19 protein-coding genes, 1 pseudogene and 1 riboswitch are annotated in these 25219 nt (G+C 68.1%); of the genes and pseudogenes, 10 read left to right on the top strand and 10 right to left on the bottom strand.

Annotated features, from left to right (window positions below):
* The first annotated feature begins 78 nt into the window (after positions 1-78).
* The 4 genes from GEMRO_RS29260 (at position 79) to GEMRO_RS0112030 (ending at position 7778) form a co-directional block, all read left to right on the top strand.
* Positions 79-4899 carry an NAD-glutamate dehydrogenase gene (locus tag GEMRO_RS29260; RefSeq protein ID WP_169728373.1) on the top strand — a complete coding sequence of 1607 codons (4821 nt, stop codon included), beginning with the start codon at positions 79-81 and terminating at the stop codon, positions 4897-4899.
* Positions 4900-4974: 75 nt separating this feature from the next.
* A complete protein-coding gene (locus GEMRO_RS0112020) occupies positions 4975-6048 on the top strand; it encodes an NAD(P)/FAD-dependent oxidoreductase (RefSeq protein WP_027134180.1) in 1074 nt (357 codons plus the stop codon).
* A 66-nt stretch (positions 6049-6114) separates the two neighbouring features.
* Positions 6115-7329 (top strand): chromate efflux transporter, encoded by a 1215-nt coding sequence (gene chrA, locus GEMRO_RS0112025; protein ID WP_035485206.1) that lies wholly within the window; start codon positions 6115-6117, stop codon positions 7327-7329.
* 65 nt (positions 7330-7394) lie between these two features.
* Positions 7395-7778 (top strand): VOC family protein, encoded by a 384-nt coding sequence (locus GEMRO_RS0112030; protein ID WP_035485208.1) that lies wholly within the window; start codon positions 7395-7397, stop codon positions 7776-7778.
* Between the two features lie 30 nt (positions 7779-7808).
* Here the strand turns inward: GEMRO_RS0112030 and GEMRO_RS0112035 are convergent, their stop codons facing one another.
* A complete protein-coding gene (locus GEMRO_RS0112035; protein ID WP_027134183.1) occupies positions 7809-8033 on the bottom strand; it encodes a DUF3072 domain-containing protein in 225 nt (74 codons plus the stop codon).
* Positions 8034-8118: 85 nt separating this feature from the next.
* Positions 8119-8700, bottom strand: a complete 582-nt coding sequence (locus GEMRO_RS0112040; RefSeq protein ID WP_027134184.1) for a TetR/AcrR family transcriptional regulator — start codon at positions 8698-8700, stop codon at positions 8119-8121.
* An 87-nt stretch (positions 8701-8787) separates the two neighbouring features.
* Here GEMRO_RS0112040 and GEMRO_RS29265 point away from each other — a divergent pair, with 87 nt between their 5' ends.
* Positions 8788-9594: a crotonase/enoyl-CoA hydratase family protein gene (locus GEMRO_RS29265; protein ID WP_035485211.1), complete on the top strand. Its 807-nt coding sequence runs from the start codon at positions 8788-8790 to the stop codon at positions 9592-9594.
* Here the strand turns inward: GEMRO_RS29265 and GEMRO_RS0112050 are convergent.
* The 3 genes from GEMRO_RS0112050 to hutH form a co-directional block, all read right to left on the bottom strand.
* Positions 9554-10084 (bottom strand): hypothetical protein, encoded by a 531-nt coding sequence (locus tag GEMRO_RS0112050; protein ID WP_027134185.1) that lies wholly within the window; start codon positions 10082-10084, stop codon positions 9554-9556. The two genes, GEMRO_RS29265 and GEMRO_RS0112050, sit on opposite strands and share 41 nt — an antisense overlap.
* A 137-nt stretch (positions 10085-10221) precedes the next feature.
* Positions 10222-11295, bottom strand: coding sequence for an AI-2E family transporter (locus tag GEMRO_RS0112055; protein ID WP_027134186.1), 1074 nt, complete (start codon positions 11293-11295; stop codon positions 10222-10224).
* Positions 11296-11392: 97 nt separating this feature from the next.
* Positions 11393-12901: a histidine ammonia-lyase gene (gene hutH / locus GEMRO_RS29270; protein WP_407645374.1), complete on the bottom strand. Its 1509-nt coding sequence runs from the start codon at positions 12899-12901 to the stop codon at positions 11393-11395.
* A 372-nt stretch (positions 12902-13273) separates the two neighbouring features.
* Here hutH and GEMRO_RS32630 point away from each other — a divergent pair, with 372 nt between their 5' ends.
* Positions 13274-15766 (top strand): ATP-binding protein, encoded by a 2493-nt coding sequence (locus tag GEMRO_RS32630; protein ID WP_051328989.1) that lies wholly within the window; start codon positions 13274-13276, stop codon positions 15764-15766.
* Between the two features lie 194 nt (positions 15767-15960).
* Here the strand turns inward: GEMRO_RS32630 and GEMRO_RS0112070 are convergent, their stop codons facing one another.
* Positions 15961-16602 (bottom strand): TenA family protein, encoded by a 642-nt coding sequence (locus GEMRO_RS0112070; protein ID WP_035485214.1) that lies wholly within the window; start codon positions 16600-16602, stop codon positions 15961-15963.
* Between the two features lie 80 nt (positions 16603-16682).
* Positions 16683-16804: riboswitch (TPP riboswitch) on the bottom strand.
* 161 nt (positions 16805-16965) lie between these two features.
* Between GEMRO_RS0112070 and GEMRO_RS0112075 the strand changes: the two genes are divergently transcribed.
* Entirely contained in the window at positions 16966-17730 is a 765-nt protein-coding gene (locus GEMRO_RS0112075) for a glucose 1-dehydrogenase (RefSeq protein ID WP_027134188.1), read from the top strand.
* A 114-nt stretch (positions 17731-17844) separates the two neighbouring features.
* Here GEMRO_RS0112075 and GEMRO_RS36060 read toward each other — a convergent pair whose 3' ends face one another.
* Complete coding sequence (locus tag GEMRO_RS36060; RefSeq protein ID WP_240476674.1) at positions 17845-18510, bottom strand: hypothetical protein; 666 nt, start codon at positions 18508-18510, stop codon at positions 17845-17847.
* Between the two features lie 169 nt (positions 18511-18679).
* Between GEMRO_RS36060 and GEMRO_RS32635 the strand changes: the two genes are divergently transcribed.
* Complete coding sequence (locus GEMRO_RS32635; protein WP_157505556.1) at positions 18680-18973, top strand: hypothetical protein; 294 nt, start codon at positions 18680-18682, stop codon at positions 18971-18973.
* Positions 18974-19174: 201 nt separating this feature from the next.
* Positions 19175-19943 (top strand): annotated as a pseudogene (locus GEMRO_RS35820) (IS5/IS1182 family transposase).
* Between the two features lie 148 nt (positions 19944-20091).
* Here the strand turns inward: GEMRO_RS35820 and GEMRO_RS0112085 are convergent.
* On the bottom strand, positions 20092-20577 hold the full coding sequence (locus GEMRO_RS0112085; protein ID WP_027134190.1) for a peroxiredoxin: 486 nt from the start codon (positions 20575-20577) through the stop codon (positions 20092-20094).
* A 204-nt stretch (positions 20578-20781) separates the two neighbouring features.
* Here GEMRO_RS0112085 and GEMRO_RS0112090 point away from each other — a divergent pair, with 204 nt between their 5' ends.
* Entirely contained in the window at positions 20782-21357 is a 576-nt protein-coding gene (locus tag GEMRO_RS0112090) for a YqgE/AlgH family protein (RefSeq protein WP_027134191.1), read from the top strand.
* Positions 21358-21417: 60 nt separating this feature from the next.
* Here GEMRO_RS0112090 and GEMRO_RS29285 read toward each other — a convergent pair whose 3' ends face one another.
* Together GEMRO_RS29285 and GEMRO_RS0112100 are read right to left on the bottom strand one after the other, a co-directional pair.
* Positions 21418-22788 (bottom strand): HlyD family type I secretion periplasmic adaptor subunit, encoded by a 1371-nt coding sequence (locus tag GEMRO_RS29285; protein ID WP_084506855.1) that lies wholly within the window; start codon positions 22786-22788, stop codon positions 21418-21420.
* Positions 22788-25016 (bottom strand): type I secretion system permease/ATPase, encoded by a 2229-nt coding sequence (locus tag GEMRO_RS0112100; protein WP_205624958.1) that lies wholly within the window; start codon positions 25014-25016, stop codon positions 22788-22790. Before GEMRO_RS0112100 ends, GEMRO_RS29285 begins: the two co-directional genes overlap by 1 nt.
* Positions 25017-25219 lie beyond the last annotated feature (203 nt).

The following is a 25219-nucleotide window of genomic DNA, read 5'->3' on the forward strand; positions in this document are numbered from 1 at the left end:
TTCGGCCGCTCGCCTTGCCATGGTCACGGCCCGACCTCATCATCCTGATTGCCGAGCCAACAAACGGGAGGCCAGACGGTGGACGAAACACAAGGTTCGGAATTCGAGCCGCTGGCAGTGGTGGATCAACTCGTCACCAGCCGGGTGCCGCCCGGTGAGCGCGACCTGGTGGAGGCCTTCGTCGAGCGCTTCTTCGACGGCGTCGCCGAGGAAGACATCGCTGCCCATGATCCGGCCGACCTCTACGGCCTGGCGATCAGCCATCTGGACCTCGCCCACGACCGCAAGCCGGGTGCCACCAGGATCCGGATCTTCAATCCCGGCATCGAGCGGCATGGCTTCACCGCCGCCCACACCCTCGTCCAGATCGTCAACGACGACATGCCGTTCCTGGTGGACAGCGTGCATATCGCGGTCGGTCGGGCCGGCCTTGCCATTCACCTGACCATCCACCCGGTGATCTCTGTTCGCCGCGACGCCGAGGGCCGGCTTGAGGGCATCGGCGAAGGTGGCCAATCCGAGAGTTTCATCCTGGTCGAGGTCGACCGTCGTACCGACCAGGACGCTCTTGACCGCCTGGAATCGGAGATCCTCCGCGGCATTGAGGACGTGCGCCGGGCGGTCCGCGACTGGAAACCGATGCTGGCCCGGGTCGCCGAGGCTGCCGCGGGCCTGATCCATGTGCCAGGTGAGAACGCTTCGACGGAGAGCGGCCAGGGGCCTGTCGATGTCGAGGAGCCGGTGGCGTTCCTGCACTGGCTGGCCGACAACCATTTCACGTTGCTTGGCTATGCCGCCTACGATCTGGTCGAGGAAGAGGCGGGGCCGGAACTGATGCGGGTGCCCGGCTCGGCGCTGGGCATTCTTTCGGCCAGCCAGGATGCGCGGGTGCCGTCTGATCGGCCGGTCATGTCGACCAGCTTCGCCGCCCTGCCGGTAGAGATACGGCGCAAGGCCTTCCGGCCGCTGCCGCCCATCACCGTCACCAAGGCCAACACCCGGGCCACCGTCCACCGCGCCTCCTATCTCGATTACGTCGGCGTGAAGCGCTACGACGAGCATGGCGCCGTGATCGGCGAGCACCGCTTTCTCGGCCTGTTCACCTCGGTCGCCTACAGCCTGCCGCCCCAGGTCATCCCGCTCCTGCGCGGCAAGGTGCGGGCTGTCACCGAGACGATGAAGCTGCCGCCCCATGGCCATGCCGCCAAGGCTCTCGCCCATATCCTGAGCTCGCTGCCCCGCGACGAGCTGTTCCAGATGGATGTGCCGCGCCTGCGGGAAACGGCCCGGGCCGTCCTGCAGATGCAGGATCGCTCGCGCCTGAAGCTGTTCCTGCGGCAGGACCGCTTCTCCCGGTTCTTCTCGGTCTTGCTCTACGTTCCCCGCGAGCGCTGGACGACCGCCATGCGCGAGCGGATCCAGCGGATCCTGCTGCGCCGGCTGAACGGGGTGGACTGCGAATTCCAGGCCCAGCTGGGCGACAGCCCGCTGGCCCTCATCCTGTTCATCATCCGCTCCCAGGACCCCGGCGAACTCTCGATCACCGCGGAGGACCTAGAGGCGGAGATCACCCAGGCGACGCGGCCCTGGGGAGAAAGCCTGCGCGATGCGCTGGTCGAAGCCCATGGCGAGGAGCGCGGGGTCCACCTGTTCAGCCGCTACGCGGCATCGTTCCCGGTCTCCTATCAGGAGCGCCACCAGCCGCGGGCCGCGGTCGCCGACATCGACCGGATCGATGCGCTCCAGCAAGGCGGCGCCAGCCTGTCCGTGGCGCTGTCCCGGCCTCTGGAGATCCGCGGCAACCGGATCCGCCTGAAGCTGGCCCATGCCGGCCAGCGGGTGGCCCTGGCCGATGTCCTGCCGATCCTGGAGGATCTGGGCCTGCGCGCCCTGGCCGAGGACTCCTATCCCGTCGCCGGCCAGGATGGGCAGCCCTTCTGGCTGCACGACTTCGAGGCGGAGCCGGTGTTTGCGGGAACAATCGACCTGGATGTGGTCGGGCCCCATTTCGAGGAGGCATTCCGGCGGATCTTCGACGGCGACATCGAGACCGACGGCTTCAACCGCCTGATCCTGGCTGCCTCGCTCAATGCCGACCAGGTCGTGATCCTGCGCGCCATCTGCAAGTATCAGCTTCAGGTCGGCCTGCCGTTCAGCCAGCCATACGTCGAGCAGACCGTGGTGGCCAATCCGGATGTGGCACGCGACTTGGTCGAGCTATTCCACGTCCGGTTCGACCCCTCCATCCAGGGCGACCGGCAGGCCGCGCAGGCGGAGCTGGTCGAGCGGATCACCCAAGGCCTCACCCAGGTCGCGGTTCTGGACGAAGACCGGATCCTGCGCCGGTTCCTGGGCACCATCCAGGCCATGCTGCGCACCAACGCGTTCCGGCCGGGGCGGCGCTCGCTTTCCTTCAAGCTGGACAGCGCGGCCGTCCCTGGCATGCCGCAGCCGGCTCCCTGGCGCGAGATCTTCGTCTATGCGGCCGATGTCGAGGCCGTGCACCTGCGCGGCGGACCGATCTCGCGTGGCGGCATCCGCTGGTCGGACCGCCGGGAGGACTTCCGGACCGAGATCCTTGGCCTGGTCAAGGCGCAGATGGTCAAGAACGCGGTGATCGTGCCGGTGGGGGCGAAGGGCGGCTTCATCGTCAAGCGCCCTCCCAAGAACACCGACCGCCAGGCGATCTACGACGAGGGGGTGCGCTGCTACCGGACCTTCCTGGACGGCATGCTCGACCTGACCGACGACATCCAGGGCGACACGACCGTGCCGCCCGAACGGGTGGTCCGCCACGACACCGACGATCCCTATCTGGTGGTTGCCGCCGACAAGGGCACCGCCACCTTCTCCGACATCGCCAATGCGCTGGCGACCGGCCGCTCGTTCTGGCTGGGCGACGCGTTCGCCTCGGGCGGTTCGGCAGGCTACGACCACAAGAAGATGGGGATCACCGCCAAGGGTGCCTGGGAGTCGGTGCGCCGCCACTTCCGTGAGATGGGCGTCGACCCAGAACGGGACCCGATCAGCGTGGTCGGCATCGGCGACATGTCCGGCGACGTGTTCGGCAACGGGATGCTGCTCAGCCGCTCGATCCGGCTGGTGGCGGCGTTCGACCACCGCCACATCTTCCTGGACCCTGATCCAGATGCCGAACAAACATTCCGGGAGCGCCAGCGCCTGTTCGAGCTGCCGCGCTCGTCCTGGGACGATTTCGACCGCAGCCTGATCAGCAAGGGCGGCGGTGTCTTCTCCCGCCAGTTGAAGGCGATCCCGCTCTCGCCCGAGATCCGTGCGGTGCTCGGGATCGAAGCCGGCAGCCTCACCCCGTTCGAGCTGATGAGCGCCATCCTCAAGGCGCCGGTCGACCTGTTCTGGAATGGCGGCATCGGCACCTACATCAAGGCTGCCGCCGAGAGCCACCGGGACGCCCAGGACCGCGCCAACGATCCGATTCGCGTCAACGGCGAGGACCTGCGCTGCAAGGTGGTCGCGGAGGGCGGCAATCTGGGAGTGACCCAGCGCGGCCGGATCGCGTTCGCCCGCAAGGGCGGACGGATCGGCACCGACTTCGTCGACAACTCGGCCGGGGTCGACTGTTCGGACCACGAGGTCAACATCAAGATCCTGACCGGCTCGGTGGAGCAGGCCGGCGATCTCACCCGCAAGCAGCGCGACCTGATGCTGCGCGAGATGACCGACGAGGTCGCCGAACTGGTCCTGCGCGACAACACCCTGCAGAACCTGGCGCTCTCCACCACCGAGCACCGGGGACTGGAACTGCTCGACAGCCAGATCGGCCTGATCCGTTCCCTGGAGCGCAGCGGCCGGCTGGTGCGCCAGCTCGAGTTCCTGCCTTCCGACGACAATTTGGCCGAGCGCCGCCGAGATGGGGTCGGCCTGACCCGTCCGGAGCTGGCCGTGCTGCTGGCCTATGCCAAGATGGACCTGTTCGACGCCTTGTGCGACGGCAGCACCATCGACGATCCCATGCTGGCCGGCGAACGCCTTCGCTATTTCCCGCGCCTGATCCGCAAGCGCTTCCCCGAAGCGGTCGCCAGGCACCGGCTGGGCCGGGAGATCGTGGCGACCCGGCTGGCCAACGGGATGGTCAACCGGGCCGGGATCTCGTTCGCTCAGGATCTCGCCAACGAGACCGGCGCCTCCTTCGACGAGATCGCCCGGGGCTACCTGATCGTGCGCGAGGGTTTCGAACTCACGCCGGTCTGGGGGGCAGTCGAGAACCTGCCGGCGAGTGTCGGGCGGCAGCAGATCGCGCTCCTCACGGATCTCACCCGCACCACCGCCGAGGCGGTCCGCTGGACGATCGTCCATGACCTGAGCAACCGGCCGCTGCGGGAGACCGCCGAGCGGCTGCAGGCAGGAATCCGCACCTTGCGCGAGCAGATCGAGGGGCTGGCCCCGCCGGCGCTGAAGGAGACTTTGGCCGGACGCTGCCAGGAACTGCGCGGCCTGGGGCTGGACGCCGACGCCGCCAGCCGGCTCGCGGTCCTGCCGCTCACGACCGTGCTGCTCGACGCCCTCGATACCGCGTATAGCACCGGGGTGCCGGTCGAGCGCTCCACCGAGATCCGTCTGGCGCTGGACGAGACCCTAGACTGCCACCGCATCGACGTGCTGATCGAGCGGATCAGCGTGCGCAGTTCCTGGGATCACGAGGCGAAGGCGGCGCTGCGCGACGAACTGGCGGAGATGGTGCGGCGGGCCGCCCACGATGTCCTTGCCAAGCACGAGCCGCTGGACGCATGGCGGGAACGCCGGCGGAACGCCATCGAGCGCTATCTTGCGGTGCTGGCGCGTGCAGAAAACGAGCCGACCATCGACCCGGCCATCGTCGGCTCGGTGATCCGCTCGCTCGGCAGGCTCACGGCGGGCTGACCCTGGCCGGCATTCGTCTCCAGAGTGCGGCCAGCCTCGTGGCTGGCCGCGCCATCCAGGGAATGTTCGTCTGCCATGACCGCTCCGCAGAAGTTCGTGGTCGTCGGTGCCGGGATCATCGGCGCGTCGATCGCCTGGCACCTCGTCGCGTCCGGTGCGGAGGTGACGGTGATCGATGCAGGGGGAGGGGGCGGGATCGCCACGCCCAACTCGTTCGCCTGGATCAACGCGCACTGGCGCAATCCCGAGCCCTATCTGCGGCTGCGCATGCGCAGCATGGCCGAGTGGCGCCGCCTGGCAGCCGAGGTGCCGGCCCTGCCGCTTAGCTGGACCGGCTCGCTCGACTGGGACCTATCTCCTGCGGAGATCGATGACTGCGTCCGGCAGCAGAGCGCGCGTGGCTACGAGATCCGTTCGGTGGGCCGCCCCGAGGCCGCCGCAATCGAGCCGAACCTGGTCGACCCTCCCGAACGCGCGCTGCATGCCGCAGGCGAAGGCGCGGTAGAACCGCGCCGTGCCGCCCAGGTCCTTCTGGCCGATGCCGAACGCCGCGGAGCCATTTTCCGACGGAACGCGGCGGCGATCCGCCTCGTAATCCGCCATGGCCGCACCACCGGCATCCAGCTGTCGAATGGCGAACTGGCCGCCGATCGGGTGGTTCTGGCGGCCGGCGCCAGGACCGCCGAACTCACCGCCACCACCGGGGTATCCCTGCCGCTGACCACCCCGCCAGGCCTGCTGGTCCATGCCCATCCGCACATGAAGCTCCTGGAAGGGCTGGTGCTCACGCCGAACCTGCACATGCGGCAGACGGTGGATGGGCGGATCGTGGCGGGAGCGGATTTCGGGGGAAGCGATCCAGGCGACGCGGCGGATGATGAAGCGGCCGCCCTGTTCGCGCGGGTGAAGGCGATGCTCCGGGGCGGGGAGGCACTGACGCTCGACCGTTACAGCGTCGGCTATCGCCCGACACCTGCCGACGGCTTCCCGGTGGTGGGCCAGCCTTCCGGTGATCCCGGCCTTTATCTGGCTGTCCTCCACTCCGGCATCACCCTGGCTCCCGTGGTCGGCTCGGTAGCCGCCGAGGAGATGCTGACCGGGCGGCGCGACCCGTTGATGGATCCCTACGCTGCGGCCCGCTTCGGCTGAGACGTCGTCATCCCGTTGTCACCGCCCGAACCTACCGAAGGCGGCGCCATTGCGCGCGAGGCCTGCTTGAGCGACCGAATTGCAGTGACCGTCACGAGGCAGGGCGCAGCAGGGGAGGTGTTCCGGGCCTTCCTCAAGCTTGGCCTGACGTCCTTTGGCGGTCCGATCGCCCATCTGGGCTATTTCCGGGATGAACTGGTGGTCCGCCGTCGCTGGATCGACGAGGCGGGCTATGCCGACCTGCTGGCGCTCTGCCAGTTCCTGCCCGGCCCCGCCAGCAGCCAGGCGGGCTTCGCGCTGGGCCTCCTGCGCGGTGGGCCGCTGGGGGCGCTGGCCGCCTTCACCGCGTTCACCCTGCCGTCCGCGCTGATCCTGGTCCTGTTCGCGGCGGGGGCGTCGCTGTTCGATGGACAGGTGGGCCACGGCATCCTGCACGGGCTGAAGCTGGTCGCCGTGGCGGTGGTGGCCCAGGCGGTGTGGGGGATGGCCAGGAGCCTGTGCCCGGACCGCTCCCGCGCCGGAATTGCGGTGGCGGCCGTGCTGACCGTCACCTTCGCGGCAGGCGCGCTCGGCCAGGTCGCCGCCATCCTGCTGGGCGGACTGGCGGGGCTGGCGCTGTGCCGGCACCAGGATGCCGCTCCCGCCAGGAATCTGGCCTTCCCGATCTCCCGGCCGGTCGGGGCCGCGGCGCTGGCCATGTTCTTCCTGTTGCTGGCGCTTCTCCCGCTGGCAGCGGCGAGCCTGCCCTTCCACGGCCTGGCCCTGTTCGACGCCTTCTACCGCTCCGGCGCCCTGGTGTTCGGCGGCGGGCATGTCGTCCTGCCTCTGCTGGAAGCCGAGGTGGTCGCCCCAGGCTGGATCGGCGCCGACGGATTCCTGGCAGGCTATGGCGCCGCCCAGGCAGTGCCGGGGCCGCTCTTCACCTTTGCCGCCTATCTGGGCGCTGCCATGGAGCCGGCGCCGAACGGTATCGCCGGTGCATTCCTTTGTCTCGTGGCGATCTTCCTGCCGGGCTTCCTGCTGCTGGTGGGCGCCTTGCCGTTCTGGGATGCCTTGCGCACCCGCCCGATGGCCCGCGCCGCCATGCGCGGCGCCAACGCGGCGGTGGTCGGCCTGCTCGGCGCCGCCCTCTACGACCCGGTCTGGACCAGCGCCGTGCATGTGCCGGAGGATTTCGCGCTGGCGGTGCTGGGATTCGTGCTGCTCACCGTGGGGAAGGCGCCCCCATGGCTTGTGGTTGGCCTGACCGTTCTGGGCGGCATTCTTCTGCAGGTCATCTAGCCGGAGGACTCGACCTTGCCAGGCGTTCCACGCAGAGGTCGCTGGAACGTGGAAGGAGGCGGCTGATGATCACCCGGATCGATCATTTCGTTTTGACGGTGCGCTCGCTGGACGCCACCTGCGACTTCTACCGGCGCGTCCTGGGCCTGCGGCGCGTGGACAGCCCCAACCGGCCGACCGCCCTCGTCTTCGGCGCGCAGAAGATCAACGTTCATGAGGCGGGCCACGAGTTCGAGCCGAAGGCGAGCAGACCAACGCCTGGCTCGGCCGACTTCTGCCTGATCACCGAGCAGCCCCTCGACACGCTGCGGGCCCACCTGAACGCCGAGGGCGTTTCCGTCGAACTCGGCCCGGTCTCCCGGACCGGTGCTCTCGGCCCGATGACCTCCCTCTATTTCCGCGACCCCGACCAGAACCTGGTCGAGGTCAGTGTGTATGAGGGAGGCTGACGAAAGGGTTCCTGGTCGAGATCAGGTTACCTAGCGACCGAGCTTCGTCTTCAACTCGTCGATCATCTTGGACGCCTCGGCCTTGGTCATATCTTTGGAGGGAGCATCGACCTTGGCCTCCTCGCACAAGGTGGTCAGGTACGATGCCTGGGCCCCGGTCATCGGCTCCTCGCCCGACACCCAGTTGTCGGGATCCTTCTCGGTGTTGGAGCCGGGGTGCGAATCGAGCTTCGGGTTCTCGGTCTGGTCGGCCATGGCATCCTCGTATGTTCCTGCTCCGTTCCAACGCTCCGGCAGGCGTGCGGGTTCCATGGCCGGCCCGTTCCGCCAGACTCCCCTGTCATCGCGCCGGCAGGACCGCCTCGATCAGGGTGAAGGCTGCCTGGCCGGCCGTTTCCATGTAGGAGGGGTCGCGATGCAGCAGCACCACGGCGAACGAGCCATCGAGGAGGAGGACGACCTGACGCGCAAGGCCTGATCCGTCCTGGATCCCCTCTGCCTCGAACGTCTGGCGCAGCCACGCCTCGAAGCGCTTCTTGTGCGCGGCTCCGATCTTCATGGCCGGGTGTCCCGGAAGATTGGCCAGCTCCGCCGACGTGCGCAGGAAACCGCAGCCCTTCCAGCGCGGGTGGCGCGCCGAGCGGGCGAGGTTCTCGAAGATCGCCCGCACCTTGCTGGCCACTCCCCCGTCGGCCTCGGCGAACCAGCGTTGGAACAGAACCAGGTTCGGCTGGTCCCGTGCCTCCAGATAGGCCGCCACCAGATCGTCCTTGCTGGCGAAGTGATAGTAGAGCGTGCGCTTGGTCACCCCGGCCTTCTCGGCCACGGCGTCGACGCTGACGCCACGGATGCCCTGCCCATAGAACAGGCTGCTGGCCGCAGCGACGATCCGGGTGCGGGTGGGGACGGAGGTCTTCGGCATGATGAAAAGTATACCGACCAGTGAGTATGCTCAACCCGGTTCCGGACCTAGCTTCCCGTGCGATCGCAACCTTCTGGGGGAGCCGGCATGACCGTGCTCGTGGAGATCCAGGACCGCATCGCCCTCGTGACGCTGGACCGTCCGGACAAGCTGAACGCCCTCAACTTCGCTACCATCGACCGCCTGCTCGACCTGCTTGACGCGTTCGAGGTCGACGACCGGATCGGCGCGGTGATCCTGACCGGGGCCGGTGACCGGGCCTTTTCCGCAGGTGCCGACATCGCGGAGTTCGCCGTCAGCGTCCGCGCTGGAAGCGCCGTGGCGCTCCGGGACTTCGTCCGCCGCGGCCAGAGCCTGACCGCGCGCCTGGAGGCTTTCCCCAAGCCGGTCATCGCGGCGGTGAACGGGCTCGCCTTCGGCGGTGGCTGCGAGATCACCGAGGCGGTGCATCTGGCCGTGGCCAGCGAACGCGCCCTGTTCGCCAAGCCGGAGATCCAGCTCGGCATGGTGCCGACCTTCGGCGGAACCCAGCGCCTGCCGCGCCTGGCCGGCCGCAAGCGGGCGCTAGAACTGCTGCTGACCGGGGATCCCTTCACCCCGGAGCACGCCCTGGAACTCGGCCTGGTCAACCAGGTGGTTCCCCATGGCGAGCTTCTGCCGTCTGCCCGCCATCTGGCCACGAGGATCCTGCGCCACGAGCCTTCGGCGATTGCCGGCGCCATTGCCGCGGTGACCCGCGGCCTGAACGCCAGCATCGCCGAAGGGTTGCAGATCGAGGCCGAGCAGTTCGCCCGGCTGGCGCCCACCAGGACTCTGGCCGATGGACTTGCGGGCTGGCTGGCCCGCAAGGAGATCAGCGCATCACGATCAGCGACATGTCATCCAGCCGGGTGATCCCGGCATTGCCGCCATTCACCCGGACCCGAATGGTGTGCGTCCCTGCCACGGGCAGGTTGATGGTTCCGATGGTGGCGGCACTGACCCAGCCATCCAGGGTGAAGTTGCCCGAACTCGCCGTGCTGGTGCCGTTCCCCGAGCACAGGGCGTTGTCGCCATTGGACGGCGCGACGACCGTCTCCGGCGTGCCCCCCGCCGGGTTGACCAGGATGTCGATATTGACCCAGCGCGAGGGACTGCCCTCCACCGCGCATTCGGCATTGAAGAAGATCGCCACGCGCGTATTGCGCTGCGACGTCGTGAACTGGAACTGGGTGCCGCCTGCGGCACCGCCGTTGAAGTCGACCAGATAGGTGGCGCCGCCGTAGACGGCCGGGCTGGTCCTGGTCTGGGCGACCAGGACCTCGGCGCTCGCGGCGGATGCCCAGGAACATGCTGCGATGCCGGTGAGCAGCGACAGGATGGTCCGGCTGCGGTTCGTCGTCATTTCCAGTCTCCCAGAGCTTTGTCTTCGGAACCAGGGCACTATAGGCCAGACGAGAACTTCCACCTGTGATGTCGAGCACCTTCGACATGCTCACTCACTGGACGCTCGGCGGCCGGGGCGGGCCGGCAGGAGCGGGGTTATTCCGGCAAGATGATCTTCCGGCTGCTTTCGCGCCGATGCTGGGTCCATTCCAGGATCAGCGTGTAGATCACCGCCAGCAGCGTCGGCCCGAGGAACACCCCCAGCAGCCCGAACGCCAGCGCCCCGCCAAGAACGCCGATCAGCACCAGCACGATCGGGGTCTGGGTGGCGCCGACCCGGTGAATCAGCCAGGGCCGGATCACGTTGTCCGAACTCGATACCGGGATGGCGCCCCACAGGATCATGAAGATCGCCCAGAAGCCCTCGTCCTGCTGGAACAGCCACAGGGCAGCGGGAATCCAGACCAGCGGCGGCCCGATCGGCGTCAGGGACATGATGGCGGTCAGGATGCCCAGGAAGGTCGGCGCCGGCAGGCCGGCGATCCAGTAGCCCAGTGCTGCGACCACGCCCTGGATCACGGCGGTGCCCAGCATGCCGTACACCACCCCTTTCACCGTGCTGCCGGCGACGTCCATCAGGTGGCGCGCCCGCGATCCCGCCAGCCGCTCCAGCCCGTCCTCGGCGCGCGCGGCGATCGCCTCGCCGTCACGGTAGAGAAAGTACATGATGAGCAGGCTGAACAGCAGCTCGATCAGGCCGCCACCTATCCCGATGCCGGCGGCAAAGGCCAGTTGCGCCACGTTCTCGGCATAGGGTGCCAGATAGCGAAGGACCGCCAGCCCGCCCTGGGCGGCGTCGCGCCATTCGGCCGCGACCAGCTCGCCGACCATCGGAATGCTCTCGATCCAGCTTGGCGGCGGCGGCAGGCCCGCGGCGAACACGGCACGCATCCAGCGGATGCCCAGCGTGATCTGGTTGCCCATCGAGGGAACCAGCGCCGCCAGCGGCACCACCAGGATCAGCAGCGCGCTGAACACCATGACCAGCGAGGCCAGGCTGGGCGACAGGCGACGCTGCCGCAGCCAGCGATAGGCCGGCCAGGTCGTATAGACCAGGATCACCGCCCAGATCGACGCGGACAGGAACGGCTGCACGATCACGAAACAAGCGACCAGCAGGATCGCGAGGGCCGCGGTGCCGAGCACCTGTTCAAGGCTGAGCTGGTTCATCGTCTCCGCCGGTTCCGGCAGCAGGATGGGTCGGTGATCCGGCAGCGCCGGTGATCGGGCAAAGCGGATATCGGCAGCTGCGGTTGCATGATCGTGATCATATGGCAGCCAGATGGCCTACCCGCACCGCCTCGGCGACGCCGCTGATCTCCCGGCCAAGCTCGCGGTCGTCCTCCAGCTTGGGGCTGATCGCGCGGATCCGGGCGAACGCCTTCTCCAGCCGCGGCGAGGAGCGCAGCGGCCGGCGGAACTCGATGCCCTGCGCTGCCGCCATCAACTCGACCGCCAGGACGTGGGCCAGATTCTCCGCCATGTCGGACAGTCGCCGGGCGGCATAGGTGGCCATGCTCACATGGTCCTCCTGGTTGGCCGAGGTCGGCAGGCTCTCCACCGCCACCGGGTTGGCCAGGTGCTTGTTCTCCATCTGCAGCGCCGCTGCGGTCACCTGCGCGATCATGAAGCCGGAGTTGAGCCCGGGCGAGGGGGTGAGGAACGCCGGCAGCAGCGAGAAGCTCGGGTCGATCAGCAGCGCGATGCGCCGCTCGGAGATCGACCCGATCTCCGCCATGGCCAGGGCGATCCGGTCGGCCGCCATCGCCACCGGCTCGGCATGGAAGTTGCCGCCGGACAGGATCAGGCCGTCCTCCGGAAACACCAGCGGATTGTCGGAGACCCCATTGGCCTCGCGCTCCAGGATCCCTGCCGCATCGGACAAGAGGTCCCAGCACGCCCCCATGACCTGGGGCTGGCAGCGCAGGCAGTAGGGATCCTGCACCCGGTCGTCCCCGAAGCGGTGGCTCTCCCGGATCTCGCTGCCCTCCAGCAGCAGCGCCAGTTCGGCGGCGACGATGCCCTGGCCGATCTGGTTGCGCAGCTTCTGGATGCGCGGATCGAACGGCGTGTCTGATCCCTTGGCCGCGTCCACGGTCATGGCTCCTGCCAGGAGCCCGGACTTGAGCAGGGCCTGGGCCTGCCACCAGCCTGTGATCGCCAGGGCGGTCGAGACCTGGGTGCCGTTCAGCAGCGCCAGCCCCTCCTTGGCGCCGAGCGTCAGCGGCTGGAGCCCGATCCTTGCCAGCGCCTCGTCCGCCGGCAGCGTCTCGCCCTTCAGCCGGATCTGGCCGACCCCGATCAGCGCCCCGCTCATGTGCGCCAGCGGTGCGAGGTCGCCGGATGCGCCGACCGATCCCTTGGCCGGGATCACCGGCAGCGCGTCGTGGCGCAGCATGGTGAGCAGCGCCTCGATCGTCTCGACCTTCACCCCGGAATGGCCATGCGCGAGGGAGGCTGCCTTCAGCACGAGCACGAGGCGCACCACCAGGTCGTCCAGCGGCCGGCCGACCCCGCACATGTGGCTCAGGACCAGCCGCTTCTGCAGTTCCTCGACCTGGGCCGGGGAGATCCGGGTCTGCGCCAGCTTGCCGAAGCCGGTATTGACGCCATAGGTCGCCGCATCGGCCGCCGCGGCATCCGCCACCAGCCTGGCCGCCGCCTCGATCTTCGGCCGGAACGATTCGTCCAGCACGAGGTCGAGGCCCGGAGCCGCAACCCAACGTGCCAGTTCATCCAGCACCAGCCTGCCCGGAATCAGCACCGGCATGCCCAACCTCCAGCTTCGCGGTTTCCCCTGCTCTTAGGCCTGCATCCGCACAGGCGCCATGGCCGTCCGCCGTGCGGCGGCGCTTTCGGGCGGTTGCAGCCGCATGGCGGGATTGCTGCGCATCATGGCCTGTCGTGGGCGCCCGGCAGCGGCGAGCGATAGCCGCTCCCGGATCGACATACTTCAGAAAGAAAAAATATTCGTAACAGTACTTCGGCCTGCTACTCGAAGCGGATCTTCAGTGTTAGCATCTGTGTCACAGAGGTGAGGTGAAAGCATCTGCCTCTACTGTCAGGTTTCCGATCCTAAGAGTAATCTGTGGCAGGTGGCTCAGCGTCAGCACTTTCAGCATGGTTGGCTGCCCAGCGACCGTGGCGGATGGCCCTGCTCAGCGGAGCGTTCACCCTTGCCCTGTGCGCCGGCCTGGGCTGGGTGCTGCTCGACCGGGATCGTGCGCAGATCCTGACAGCTGCCCAGAAGGATCTGGCTAGCACCAGTTCCACCGCTGCCGGAACAGTCCGCCGCACCCTGGGCACGCTCGATCTGGTGGTGTCCCTGGCGGTCGACGACTTCCAGTCGGGAACCCTCGGCCGGGAGGCGGTCTATCAGCAGCTCACCCGCCGGGCGAGCCAGGATGAGCAGGTCGAATCCCTCGCGACTCTGGTGATGGCGGACGCGGACGGCATCATCGTGCGCAGCCGTAATGATGATGCCGTTGGTCTCGATCTGAGCGACCGGACCTATTTCAGGAAGCATTCCGACGCCGCCACTCCGGGGATGCTGATCGGCTCGCCGATCATCACCCGCATCGCTCCCTATCGCTGGATCGTGCCGATCAGCTGGGCGTTGCGGGACCCCGATGGTCGGCCAGCGGGCGTGCTGGCGGTGGCGGCGGGCCTGCATCTCTACGCGGGCGTGTTCGACGGGCTTCTCGACGCCCGCGACCAGACCATCAGCCTGGTGGACGGCGACGGGGTGCTCTACGCGCTCGATGGCCGGCACTGGCCAGATCCCGAGACCGCGCCCCGACCGCCGGCGGCCCTGGACGCCTGGCGTTCGCTTGACACGACCCATAACGGCCAGACGGTCACCGCCGATGCCGTGATCGCCTGGGCTCACGTGCCGGGTACCGGCCTGCAGGTCGTCACCTCGGAGCCGTTGGCCGATCGGCTGGGGCCATGGTGGCTGCGCCTGTACGTGGCGCTGGCGGTGATCCTGCTCCTGGCCCTTTCCACCGGCTATCTCAGCTGGCTGCGGCAGCGCAGTGCCCAATCCCTGCGGGCGGCGGCGCAGGCGGCCGAGGCGGCGGCGAAGGAGGCCAGGCGGGCGCAGGCCGAGGCGGAGCATGCGGAGCGGGCGAAGTCGCAGTTCCTGGCGGCGATGAGCCATGAGATCCGCACCCCCATGACGGGCGTGCTGGGCATGGCGGAACTGCTTGCGGCCGAGCCCCTGCAGCCCCGCCAGCGCGGCTACGTCCAGGCGATCCGAACCTCCGGACAGCATCTTCTGGGCGTGATCAACGATATTCTGGACTTCTCGCGCTTCGATGCCGGCGGGTTGACGCTGGAGAAGGTGGACTTTTCGCTTCAAGGCTTCATCGAGCAGCTCCGCTCGATCATGGCGCCGCTGGCAACCGAGCGTGGCCTGACCCTGGACTTCGATCTGGACCCTCAGGCGCCGATGGTGGTGAGGGGCGATCCGACCCGGTTGCGGCAGATCCTGGTCAACCTGATCGGCAATGGGCTGAAGTTCACGAGCCAGGGCGGCGTTCAGGTCCGGATCGGCTGCCGGAACGGTCCTGACGCCCTGTTGCTGTTCCGCTTCGAGGTCGAGGATAGCGGGATCGGTATCCCGGAGGATCGACAATCAGAGCTGTTCCAGCCCTTCATGCAGGCTGACCGCTCGACCGCCCGGAAATATGGCGGCAGCGGCCTGGGGCTGGCGATCTGCCGGCAGCTCGTCACCACCATGGGCGGAGAGATCGGCATCAGGAGCCGAATGGGGCAGGGCAGCACGTTCTGGTTCGAGGTGCTCCTGGCGCCAGGGGATGCCGTGGCGGTCACGGCGAGATCCAAGCTCGATCCCGCGATGATCCGGCCGCTGCGCATCCTGGTGGCCGAGGATGTCGAGGTGAACCGCGACCTCCTTCAGGCAACCTTGTCCCGCCATGACCACACGGTCGTTTTCGCCGAGAACGGGGAGCAGGCGGTGTCGGCGGCGCAATCCCAACGCTTCGACGTGATCCTGATGGATGTGCAGATGCCGGCCATGGACGGGATCGAGGCGACCCGCCGGATCCGGGCCATGCCTCCTCCAGGCGGCAGCGTGCCGATCCTGGCGCTTACCGCCAACGTGATGGAGGCGGAGCGAGAACGCTGCCTTTCCGTGGGCATGAACGGCGTGCTGACCAAGCCCATCGCCTGGGATGAACTGTTCCGCGCTCTGGCCGCCATCGCCTCACAAGGCCAAGCGGGCGCCAGGGCGGATGATCCGCCGGCCATGCCGGCCCCCGATCCGGCAGGCCCTGGCGCCGTGCTCTTCGACCAGGCGCGGATCGAGGGGCTGGAAGTCATGGCGGGCCGGGCCAGGCTCGTGCGTTTCCTGGACGATGCGCTGGCCTCGGCGGAGCAGATCGCGGGGGAGATGGTCAGGCGAGCCGCCGATCCCGCCGAGGTCGCGAAGCTCGCCCATCGCCTGGCCGGCAGCGCGCCCAGCTTCGGGCTGGTGCAGATCGGGGAGATCGCCCGCAGCATCGAGGACGAGGCCAGGAACGGCCGCGAACTCAGGGATCACCTGCTGCGACTAAACCAGGCGATCGGCCGGACGCGGGACGAACTGGTGCATCGGCAGTTCCTGAACGTGCCGGCCTGATCAGCCGGCAGCGAGCAGCTGCTTCTCGCGACCCTGGCCAGGGTCGGGACGAACGATGCCGTTGGGCCAGCTGGACGGATGCACATCTGGTCCCGCCACTTCCTGTGTGCGGCATGTCGCATCGTTCCACGGAGCCGCAGCTTGGCCGAGGCGGGCGCCGAGGCTCGCCTCAGGATTGGCTGCAGACCGGCCGGTCAGGCATAGGCCGCGTCGAAGAACGCCCGCTCCAGCGCGACCGAGCGGCGGAAGAAATCCTGGCACCGCTCCCGCTCCGACGGGCCGACCCGGTCGAGTTCGCTGCGCAGGAAGGTCACGAGGTCGCGGAAATCCGCATTGTCGTGCAGGGTGATCCACTCTGCATGGATGAAGTTCTGCGGCAAGGGCGACGGCGCTTGGCCGGCCCAGTCGAGATAGAGCCACTCCGCCACGGTCAGCACGGACAGCGCCGCCGCATAGCTGCAGGTCTGCGCCGCTTCCTGCATGATCGCCTTGAAGCCAGCGGTCGGTGCCTTGTCGGGAATGCGCGCGCGGTCCTCCGCCGTGATGCCGAGCGCGTCGAAGGAGCGCAGGAAGTAGGTGTTCTCCTCGCCCGAGACGAGGCCGATGAAGCGGCCGAGCCGGATCCGCGACTCGAACCGGTCGGAGCTGGCGACCGCTGCGCCCAGGAGTTGCAGGAAGCTGTCGAGGAAGCGGTGATCCTGGACCAGGTAGCTGCCCATCGCCGGATCGGCGATGCTGCCCTCGAACAACTCGGCCACGAAGCGGTGGCCCACCGCCGCGGACCAGTCGGGCTCGCTGGCTTCACGCAGTTCATCGCTGAATCGGATCGTCGACATCGTTCCACTCCACGGTCGCTGGGCCGCCGGATCCAGGTGCATCGGGAGGAGCAGGGGCGGCCTTGGGCGCAGGAGCACGCGACGGTGACGACCACCATTCCCTTCGCCAGCATGACCTGGATCAGGTTCGACGGGTCGCCATGCCGCCGTTCTGGCGCCGATGGCCTCTCAGTCCCCTGCCGGGACTCCCCTTGGTCCCTTAAGCCTAGTAGGAGCGCAGGCTGAGGGAAAGCATCCAGCGACGGCGGCGGGCAACTCTTCCGGCGGTACATGGAAGCAAGGAGCCGGTGCCGCTGCGCATCCGGCTTGCGCCCTGGCCGGGATCGGTCTTCACCCCTTCAACACACGAAGCGGAGGCCATCCATGTCCAACCTGTTTGATCTGACCGGCAAGGTCGCCCTGGTGACCGGCGCATCCCGCGGGCTGGGCTTCGCCATGGCCGAGGGTCTGGCCGAGCACGGCGCAACCGTCGTCCTGAACGGCCGCGATCCGGCCAGCCTGGAGGAGCGGGCGACCGCCCTGCGGGGGCGTGGCCTCAAGGCGGAGGCAGCCGCGTTCGACGTGAGCGATGCGAAAGCCGTGGCGGCGGGCGTGGCCGAGGTGGCCGGGCGGCATGGTCGCCTCGACATCCTGGTCAACAATGCCGGCATCCAGCACCGGGCCCCGGTGGCCGAGTGGACTGACGAGGATTTCGACCGGGTGATCTCGACCAACCTGTCGGCCTGCTTCCGGATGGCGCGCGAGGCGGCCAAGGTGATGCTGGGGCAGGGCGGCGGCAGCATCATCAATACCGGCTCGGTCATCTCGATCCTGGGCCGGCCGGGCATCCACGCCTATGCCGCGGCCAAGGCCGGCCTGCACGGGATGACCAGGTCGCTCGCCGCGGAACTGGCCCGTCAGGGTGTGCGGGTCAACGCGATCGGGCCGGGCTACTTCACCACCGAGATGAACCAGAAGCTCCTGGACGATCAGGCGTTCACCGCCTGGGTCGAGGCCCGCACCCCCGCCGGCCGATGGGCCGAGCCTGCCGAGCTGAAAGGGGCGGCGGTGTTCCTTGCCTCCGACGCGGCCAGCTACGTGCATGGACACGTGCTGATGGTCGACGGCGGGATCTCCACCAGCCTCTAGGGCCGGATCTCCCCGGCTCGCCAAGCGGGCGGAGCAGGGGGTGGAGGTCCCGGTCACGGCGGGACCTCCGTGGCGCTGGCTGGCGGCGCAGAGAAGGGGAGCGACGGGCCAGGCTCATGGCGGGCACAGGACAATGCCACCCGCTTTTGCCGAAGCGTCACCCAACCATTTTGGGGGAGGGCGAAGCTTCCGGAAGCCGCTCGGCCTCCAGCAGGTGCCGGCCAGCGCACCCACGGCCTGGCTGTGGTTTCTGAGACGGTTGTTCATCGCCCGTGAAAGCCTGAAGGTGGTCATTGCCAGGCAAAGCACCGCCGGCGACGACGATGAGCAGCCCGCACCAGAACGCGCGAACGACGCCACTTGGTCGAGCCGCGATGGTTCGGCAAATTCGGGCAGAAGGCCGGCCGGCTCCTGAGGTGGCAACCGGCTTCGGCATCTCCAGCCGCACGGCGCGCCCATGGCTGGCCCGCTTTTCGGGCGGAAGGCGCAGCTGGTTTTGAGAAGCGCGCCTCCCGCCCGGGCTCGGATCAAGGAGCGGATGGGTTGTGGCCCTGATGGGCGGTGCAGCTGCGCCGGGAAGACCGCCTGACCGGCGAGGACATCGCCATCCGGCTCGGTCTCGCCTGCTCCACGGTCGCCGGATGGCTGACGCGGATGAGGCTCGGGCGGCTCGAAGCCCTGGAGCCTCGGCGGCCGGTACGGCGACATCAGGGCGATCGGCCCGGTGAACTCCTGCAGCTCGACATCAAGGATCTGGCTCGGCGCGAGGGCGTCGGCCACCGCATCACCGGTGGTCGGCGCGGCGTCAACCGAGGTATAGGGCGACGACGTCCGGCACGGTGCCATCAATGGATACCACCCGGCTCGCCCATGTGGACGTCCCGCCAAACGGCGGTGGTCAGCCACGCGGTTCCTCGTCCGTGCCCTGCACTGGTTCCGGGACCGCGGCGTGCGGGTGGAGCAGGTGATGACCGGCAATCGATGGTCGGTAGATTATCGACCGGATCTCCAAGCAAGGCACGGCCAGGAGGCCTTGAATGGCGCCGGCCATCTTGCCCGCCTGATCCGCAAGGTCTTGCGGCTGCTCATAATTTGCCACCTCCGCACCCGGCCCTACACGCCCAAGACCCACGGCAAGGCCGAGCGCTTCATGCAGAACCTGCTATGCAAACCGGCCTATGCCATCCCGTTCCGGTCCTCCGAGCAGCGAGCCGCCGATCTGCTCCGTTGGCTTGCCTGGTAAAATCAGCACAGAGCCCATGCTACCTCAGCCCAACGCTCACCCGCTCAGGTCCTCGCTGGAACAAGCTGAGAAGAAATCACGGCTAGGCAGCAAGCTCGTCCGATCTTCTACAGCTTCATGGTTTTCGGTCGGCTGATCAGTGATGTAAGACTGGGGGATCTGGCGAACGCCCATCTGTACTGGCTGTCAGACAGGGGCTAGGTGCGGATCAAGCCGCATCTACCGCATGGCCAGCCGGGACGGCCCCAGAGGACGATCGGCGGGATCCTGCACATGCTCAAGACCGGCTGGCGCCGCCGGGGTCTCCTGACCCTGGTCCCTCCGGGCGATGGATCCTCCGCCTCCTGCGGATCATGGCGGGACGTCCGCCTGCCCACCGGCCGGCCATGACCATCCACAACCGCTACAACAGCCTCCTGGTCGCGGCTCCTTAAAAGATCGGTTCATCCATCGCGTGATGGATGATGGGCACGTCGCGGATGGTGGCAGCGTCCGTTCCAGCAGATGGCTGGTAGCTACCCACTGCCAGAGGGACTCCCGATCGACAGCAGCCACATCAAGGCCCATCGCCCCGCGTCGGAGGGTTGGGCGGGCCGAATGGTGTCAGGCGACCGGCTGCTTGCGGGGCGGCCGGTTGCCTGTGCCCTGACGCCGGGCAACATCGCCGACCTTCGCATGACCCTCCCGCTGCGCCGCATGGACCCACCACCTCGGCGGGTCATCGCCAACTAAGCCCCTGATGCCGACAGCCGGCGTGCCTGGCTCTAGCTCGGCACATCCACGCGGTCATTCTCTCACCGTCAGCCGTACCATCCCCTATCGGCTCGACCGCAAGGCGTACGCCCAAGGCAACCTGTCGAGCGGCCGTTCGGCCGGCGCAGGAACTGGCGGAGCATCGCCACGCGCTCGCCTCGCCCTGGACTGCCTGGCCATGCTCGCGCCCGTCGCCCTTGCCTCAGCATGGGCCTGAAGGAGTTCCCTGCCCGGGCGTCGTTGCCGGCACGGGCTCGATTTCCGGCGGAGGCTGCTGTTCATGCATGGGGCACCTGCCCCCGACAGCGTTCGCGCCGCCGCTTGGCAGCGGCGGGACGATCGTTGCCAGCGTCAGAAGGCCGGGATCAGAGGGCGGCCAGCAGCTTGTCAGCGCCGGTCACTTCCATCACGCCCGGGCTCTCCTCGACGTTGAGGATCTTCACCACGCCGTCCTCGAGCAGCATGGAATAGCGCAGCGAGCGGATGCCAAGCCCGGCGCCGGAGCCGTCCAGCTCCATGCCGATCGCCTTGGTGAAGGTGCCGTTGCCATCCGCCAGCATCTGCACCCGGCCCTGGACATCGTTGGCCTTGGCCCACTGGTCGAGGACGAAGGCGTCGTTGACGGCGACGCAGGCGATGGTCTCGATCCCCTTGGCCTTCAGTTCCTCGGCATGCTCCAGGAAGCTGGGCAGGTGGCGGGAGTGGCAGGTCGGGGTGAAGGCACCCGGAACCGCGAACAGAACCGCCTTCTTGCCGCTGAACAGCTGGGTGGTGGTGACGTCGTCCAGCCCGTCGGCCGTCCGCACCTTGAACTTGGCCTCAGGCAGCCGATCGCCCACACGGATCGCCATGTCTTGTTCTTCCTGTCGTCGGGCCCCCGGAACGAGCCGGGAGCGCTCCTTGTCCACGATGGGGCATGATCGCCCGTGGCGCAGAGATGGAACGCCCCGCTCGCCGGCGCAACTCCCCCTTCCATGCCCGACGGACGGGAGAAGACGCACGAAGCTGCGCACGAGCATCTTGGCGCATCGCGCATTGGCCCCTATCTCCGGGGTATGGCTTCGCAGGACCAGACCAGCACCCACTTCACCGGCATGATGCTGATCGCCATGCCCAGCATGGCCGATTCACGCTTCGCAAAGTCGGTGGTCTATGTCTGCTCGCACTCGGAAGAGGGCGCGATGGGCATCGTCGTCAACCAGGTCATCGACCAGCTGCGCCTGCCGGCCGTGCTCCAGCAGCTCGGCATCGAGGGAGCCGGGCGACCGGAGGACCAGCCGGTGCATGTCGGCGGGCCCGTCGAGAGCAATCGTGGCTTCGTCCTGCATTCCGCCGATTACCGGCTGGATTCGACCCTGCAGATCGACGAAACGTTCGCCCTCACCGCGACGGTCGAGATCCTGCGGGCGATCGCCGAGGGCAAGGGCCCAAGCCGGCTCGTGCTGGCGCTGGGCTATGCCGGCTGGGCGCCGGGCCAGCTCGATGCCGAGGTCCTGGACAATGGCTGGCTTCTGGCGCCGGGCGATGCCGACATCGTGTTCGGCCGCGACGACGACGACAAGTGGAACCAGGCGCTGGCCAAGCTGAAGGTCGACCCGATCCTCCTGTCCGGGGCCAGCGGCCACGCCTGACGGGAGGCGGAAGCGATCCTTGAGGGCCCGCCCGTGGCAGGCCCCCGGCCGTTCCAGCCCTCAGCGTTCACGCAGCGCCTCGGAGCGAGCGCGCAGGATCGGCTTCAGCAGATAGTCCATCACCGTCTTCTTGCCGGTCAGGATGTCCACCTGCGCGGTCATGCCCGGGATGATCTCCAGGGGCCGTTCCTCGGTCCCCAGATAGGCCCTCTCGGTCCGCACCCGGACCCGGAAGAAGGTCTCGCCGCGCTCGTCGGCCAGCGTGTCGGCGCTGATGTCCTCGACCCGGCCCTGCATCCCGCCATAGATCGAGTAGTCGTAGGCGGTGACCTTCACCGTTGCCGGCAGGCCCGGGCGCAGGAAGGCGATGTCGGAGGGGCGCACCATTGCCTCGACCAGCAGCGTGTCCTCGATGGGCACGATCTCCATGATCTCGCCGCCCGGCGGCAGCACCCCGCCCACGGTGTTGATCTTGATCTGCTTGATCAGGCCGCGGACCGGGGAGCGTACCTCGGTACGACGGACCTGGTCGGCGCCGGCTGACACCATTTCCTTGATGCTCTGCAGCTCGGTCCGCTTCAGGGTCAGCTCGCGCAAGGATTCCGAGCGGAACTCGCTCTGGACCGCCTGGATCCGGTGGTTGGCCTCCTGGAGGGCGGCCTCCGCCCGAGGCTTTTGCAGCCGTGCCTGGTCGAGCGAGGACTGCAGGTCCAGGACCTGCCGGCGCAGCCGCAGCACGTCCATCTTGGAGAAGATGCCCTTGGCGGCCAGCGGGGTCGCCATGTCGAGTTCCTGGGTCGCCAGTTCCAGGGAGGCGGCCAGGCTCTGCTCCTTGTTGGCAAGCTCGGTCAGCTCGTTCTCACGCTGCTCGACCTGCCGGCGGAGGACGGAGATCTGGTCGTTCAGCTGGTCCTGGCGCGACTGGAAGAGGCTGAGCTCGCTTCGCGCCAGCATCGGGGCATTGTCCATCACCTCGTCGGGAAACTCGAGCTCGCGCCCGTCGATCTGCGCCTGCAGCCGCTCGACTGAAGCAAGGAGGCCCCAGTAGCGGATCATGTTCTCCCGGTAGTCGCTGGCGGCCCGGACGTTGTCGATGCGCGCCACCACCTGGTCCTTTTCGACCAGATCGCCCTCCCGCACCAGCGTCGCGGCCAGGATGCCGCCTTCCAGGTTCTGGACGATCTGCACCTGCCGGGAGGGGATGACCCGCCCCTGGCCATGGGTCACCTCGTCCAGGGTCGCCCACTGCGCCCACCAGAAGAACACCACCACGAACGCCACCACGCACCAGAGGATCAGGTGGCTGAACAGCCGCGGCTTCCAGCGCGAGGCGCCATGGGCGCCCGGGATGAAGGCCTGCTCCGGGCCGCCGCCGAGCGACCAGCCCTTGGGGGCGGGGACCGGGTTGCGCCCGGCCTGTCTGGTCGCCATCAACGCTCTCCTCGGATCTGGCCGGACGACAACGCCTTGAGCACCTTCTCCTTCGGTCCGTCGGCGGCGACCTTGCCGTTGTCGATCACCAGGATGCGCTCGGCCAGGGTGAGCATCGACTGGCGATGGGTGACCAGCAGCACGGTCCGGCCGGCGATCTCCCGGGCAAGGCGCGCCTTCAGCCGGTTCTCGGCCCCGGTGTCCATGGCGCTGGTGGGCTCGTCCAGGATCAGCACGGGCGGATCCAGCAGCATGGCGCGCGCCACCGCCACCGCCTGGCGCTGGCCGCCGGACAGGGCCTCGCCCCGTTCGCCGACATGCAGGTCGTAGCCCATCGGGTGCCGGGTGGCGAACTCCTCCACGCCGGAAATCCGCGCCGCCCGCAGCACCGCCTGGTCGTCGACGAAGGCGGCGCCCAGGGTGATGTTGTCGCGCAGGCTGCCCTGGAAGAGATAGACGTCCTGCGGCACGCAGCCGATGCTGCGGCGCAGGTCCGCCGGGTCGAGCTGGCGCACGTCGGTGCCGTCGATCAGGACCGCGCCCTCCTGCGGCTCATAGAGGCCCAGCACCAGCTTCTCGATGGTGGTCTTGCCCGAGCCGATCCGCCCGATCAGCGCGACCCGCTCGCCCGCCGAGATCTTGAACGACACGTTCTGCAGGGCCGGCAGCTTCTGGTTCGGGTAGGTGAAGGTGACGTTCTTGAACTCGATGTCGCCGCGCAGCGACGGCCGGTGCACGAACCGGCTGCCTTCCGGCCGCTCGGTCGGCAGCGCCATGATGTTGTTCAGGGTCTCCAGGGAGGTGCGCGACTGGTGGAAGCGGGTGAGCAGGGCGGCCACCTGCCCGAGCGGCGCCATTGCCCGGCTGCCGATGATGGTGCAGGCGATCAGGGCGCCCACGGTCAGTTCGCCCTCGGCGATCTTGTAGACCCCCATCACCACCATGCCGACATAGACGAGGTTCGCGGAGGTCGCGGCGAAATTGACGGTCAGCGACGAGAGGAACCGCGCCTTGTTGGCGGTCTGGGCGGTGGTCGCCACCAGCCGCTCCCAGCTGCGCTGCATCCGTCCCTCGGCGGCCACGCTCTTGATGGTCTCCAGGCCGTTGATGGCCTCGACCAGCAGGCCGTGCTTCATCGAGGTCTCGCGGAAGCTTTCCTTGACGATCCGGTCGAGCGGCAGCTGCATGAGCAGTCCTACCCCCAGCACCAGCGGCACGGCGATGCCCGGGATGATGACGAGGTCGCCGCCGATCAGGAACACGATCGCCAGGAACAGGACGATGAACGGCAGGTCGACCAGGGCAGTCACGGTGGCCGAGGTGAAGAAGTCCCGCAGCGTCTCGAATTCCCGCAGGTTGCTGGCGAATGCGCCGGCCGAGGCCGGGCGGCTGGCCAGCCGGATGCCCATGACCTGCTCGAAGATCCGGCTCGCCATCACGACATCCGAGGCGCGCCCGGCGGTATCCACAAAATAGCCGCGCGCCGTCTTCAGGATGAAGTCGAAGGCGAAGATGATCAGGGCGCCGATCGCCAGCACCCATAAGGTTTCCAGCGCGTTGTTCGGCACGACCCGGTCGTACACGTTCATGACGAACAGCGGCGAAACCAGGGAGAAGACGTTGATCAGCAGCGCCGCGATCAGGACCTCGATATAGACCGGCCACTGCTTGAACAGGGTCGACCAGAACCAGTGGTCGCCGAAGCGCGGGGCTGGATTGCGCTTGTCCCGCTCGTTCAGCTCCAGCTCGGGCCGGGCGAAGAAGGCATGGCCGATATAGATCCGCTCCAGCTCGGCCAGGTTGATCTCGCGCACGCCCAGCCCGGTCTCCGGCACGATGATCCGGACCTTGTCGTCGTCGCGGGAAATCAGCACGCAGCTGCGCCGGTCGCGCAGGAGCAGCACGCAGGGCAGCGCCAGCTCGTCGATGTCGCGCAGGCCGCGGCGGACCAGCTTGGCGTCCAGCCCGGCGCGCTCGGCGGCGCGGGGGAACAGGGCGGGGGTGAGCCGCTCGTCCTCCAGGGGCAGGCCGGCCCGCAGCGCGTCCGCCGACGAGGCGCGATCGAGCAGATGGGTGAGGGCCACCAGGCTGGCCAAGAGCGGATCGTCGATCTGCGCCGTGGAGGTGCGGATCCGCCACTGGGGCTGCTGCGGCTTGGGCGCGTCCGCTGCACGCGCCGGCGGAACCGGGTCGGCCGCGGCATTCGGATCCGCGGTCGGGTCGGCCACCGTGCGTTCGGATCCACCTTCTGGCTGGATCTCCGTCATCATCATTCCTCGAACGTCAAACCACGATCACGCCACTGCCGCAGCGGCTGCCGGCCCGCCTGTGATACTTAGGGCACAAGGCCAGCCATCGGCGTTCTACCACCGACAGGTTAGCTTTCCCTTCCCATTCTCGCTTCTTAAACACAAGCTGTCGCAGCGTTGCT

The organism is Geminicoccus roseus DSM 18922, assembly GCF_000427665.1.
Taxonomy (GTDB): Bacteria; Pseudomonadota; Alphaproteobacteria; order Geminicoccales; family Geminicoccaceae; genus Geminicoccus; species Geminicoccus roseus.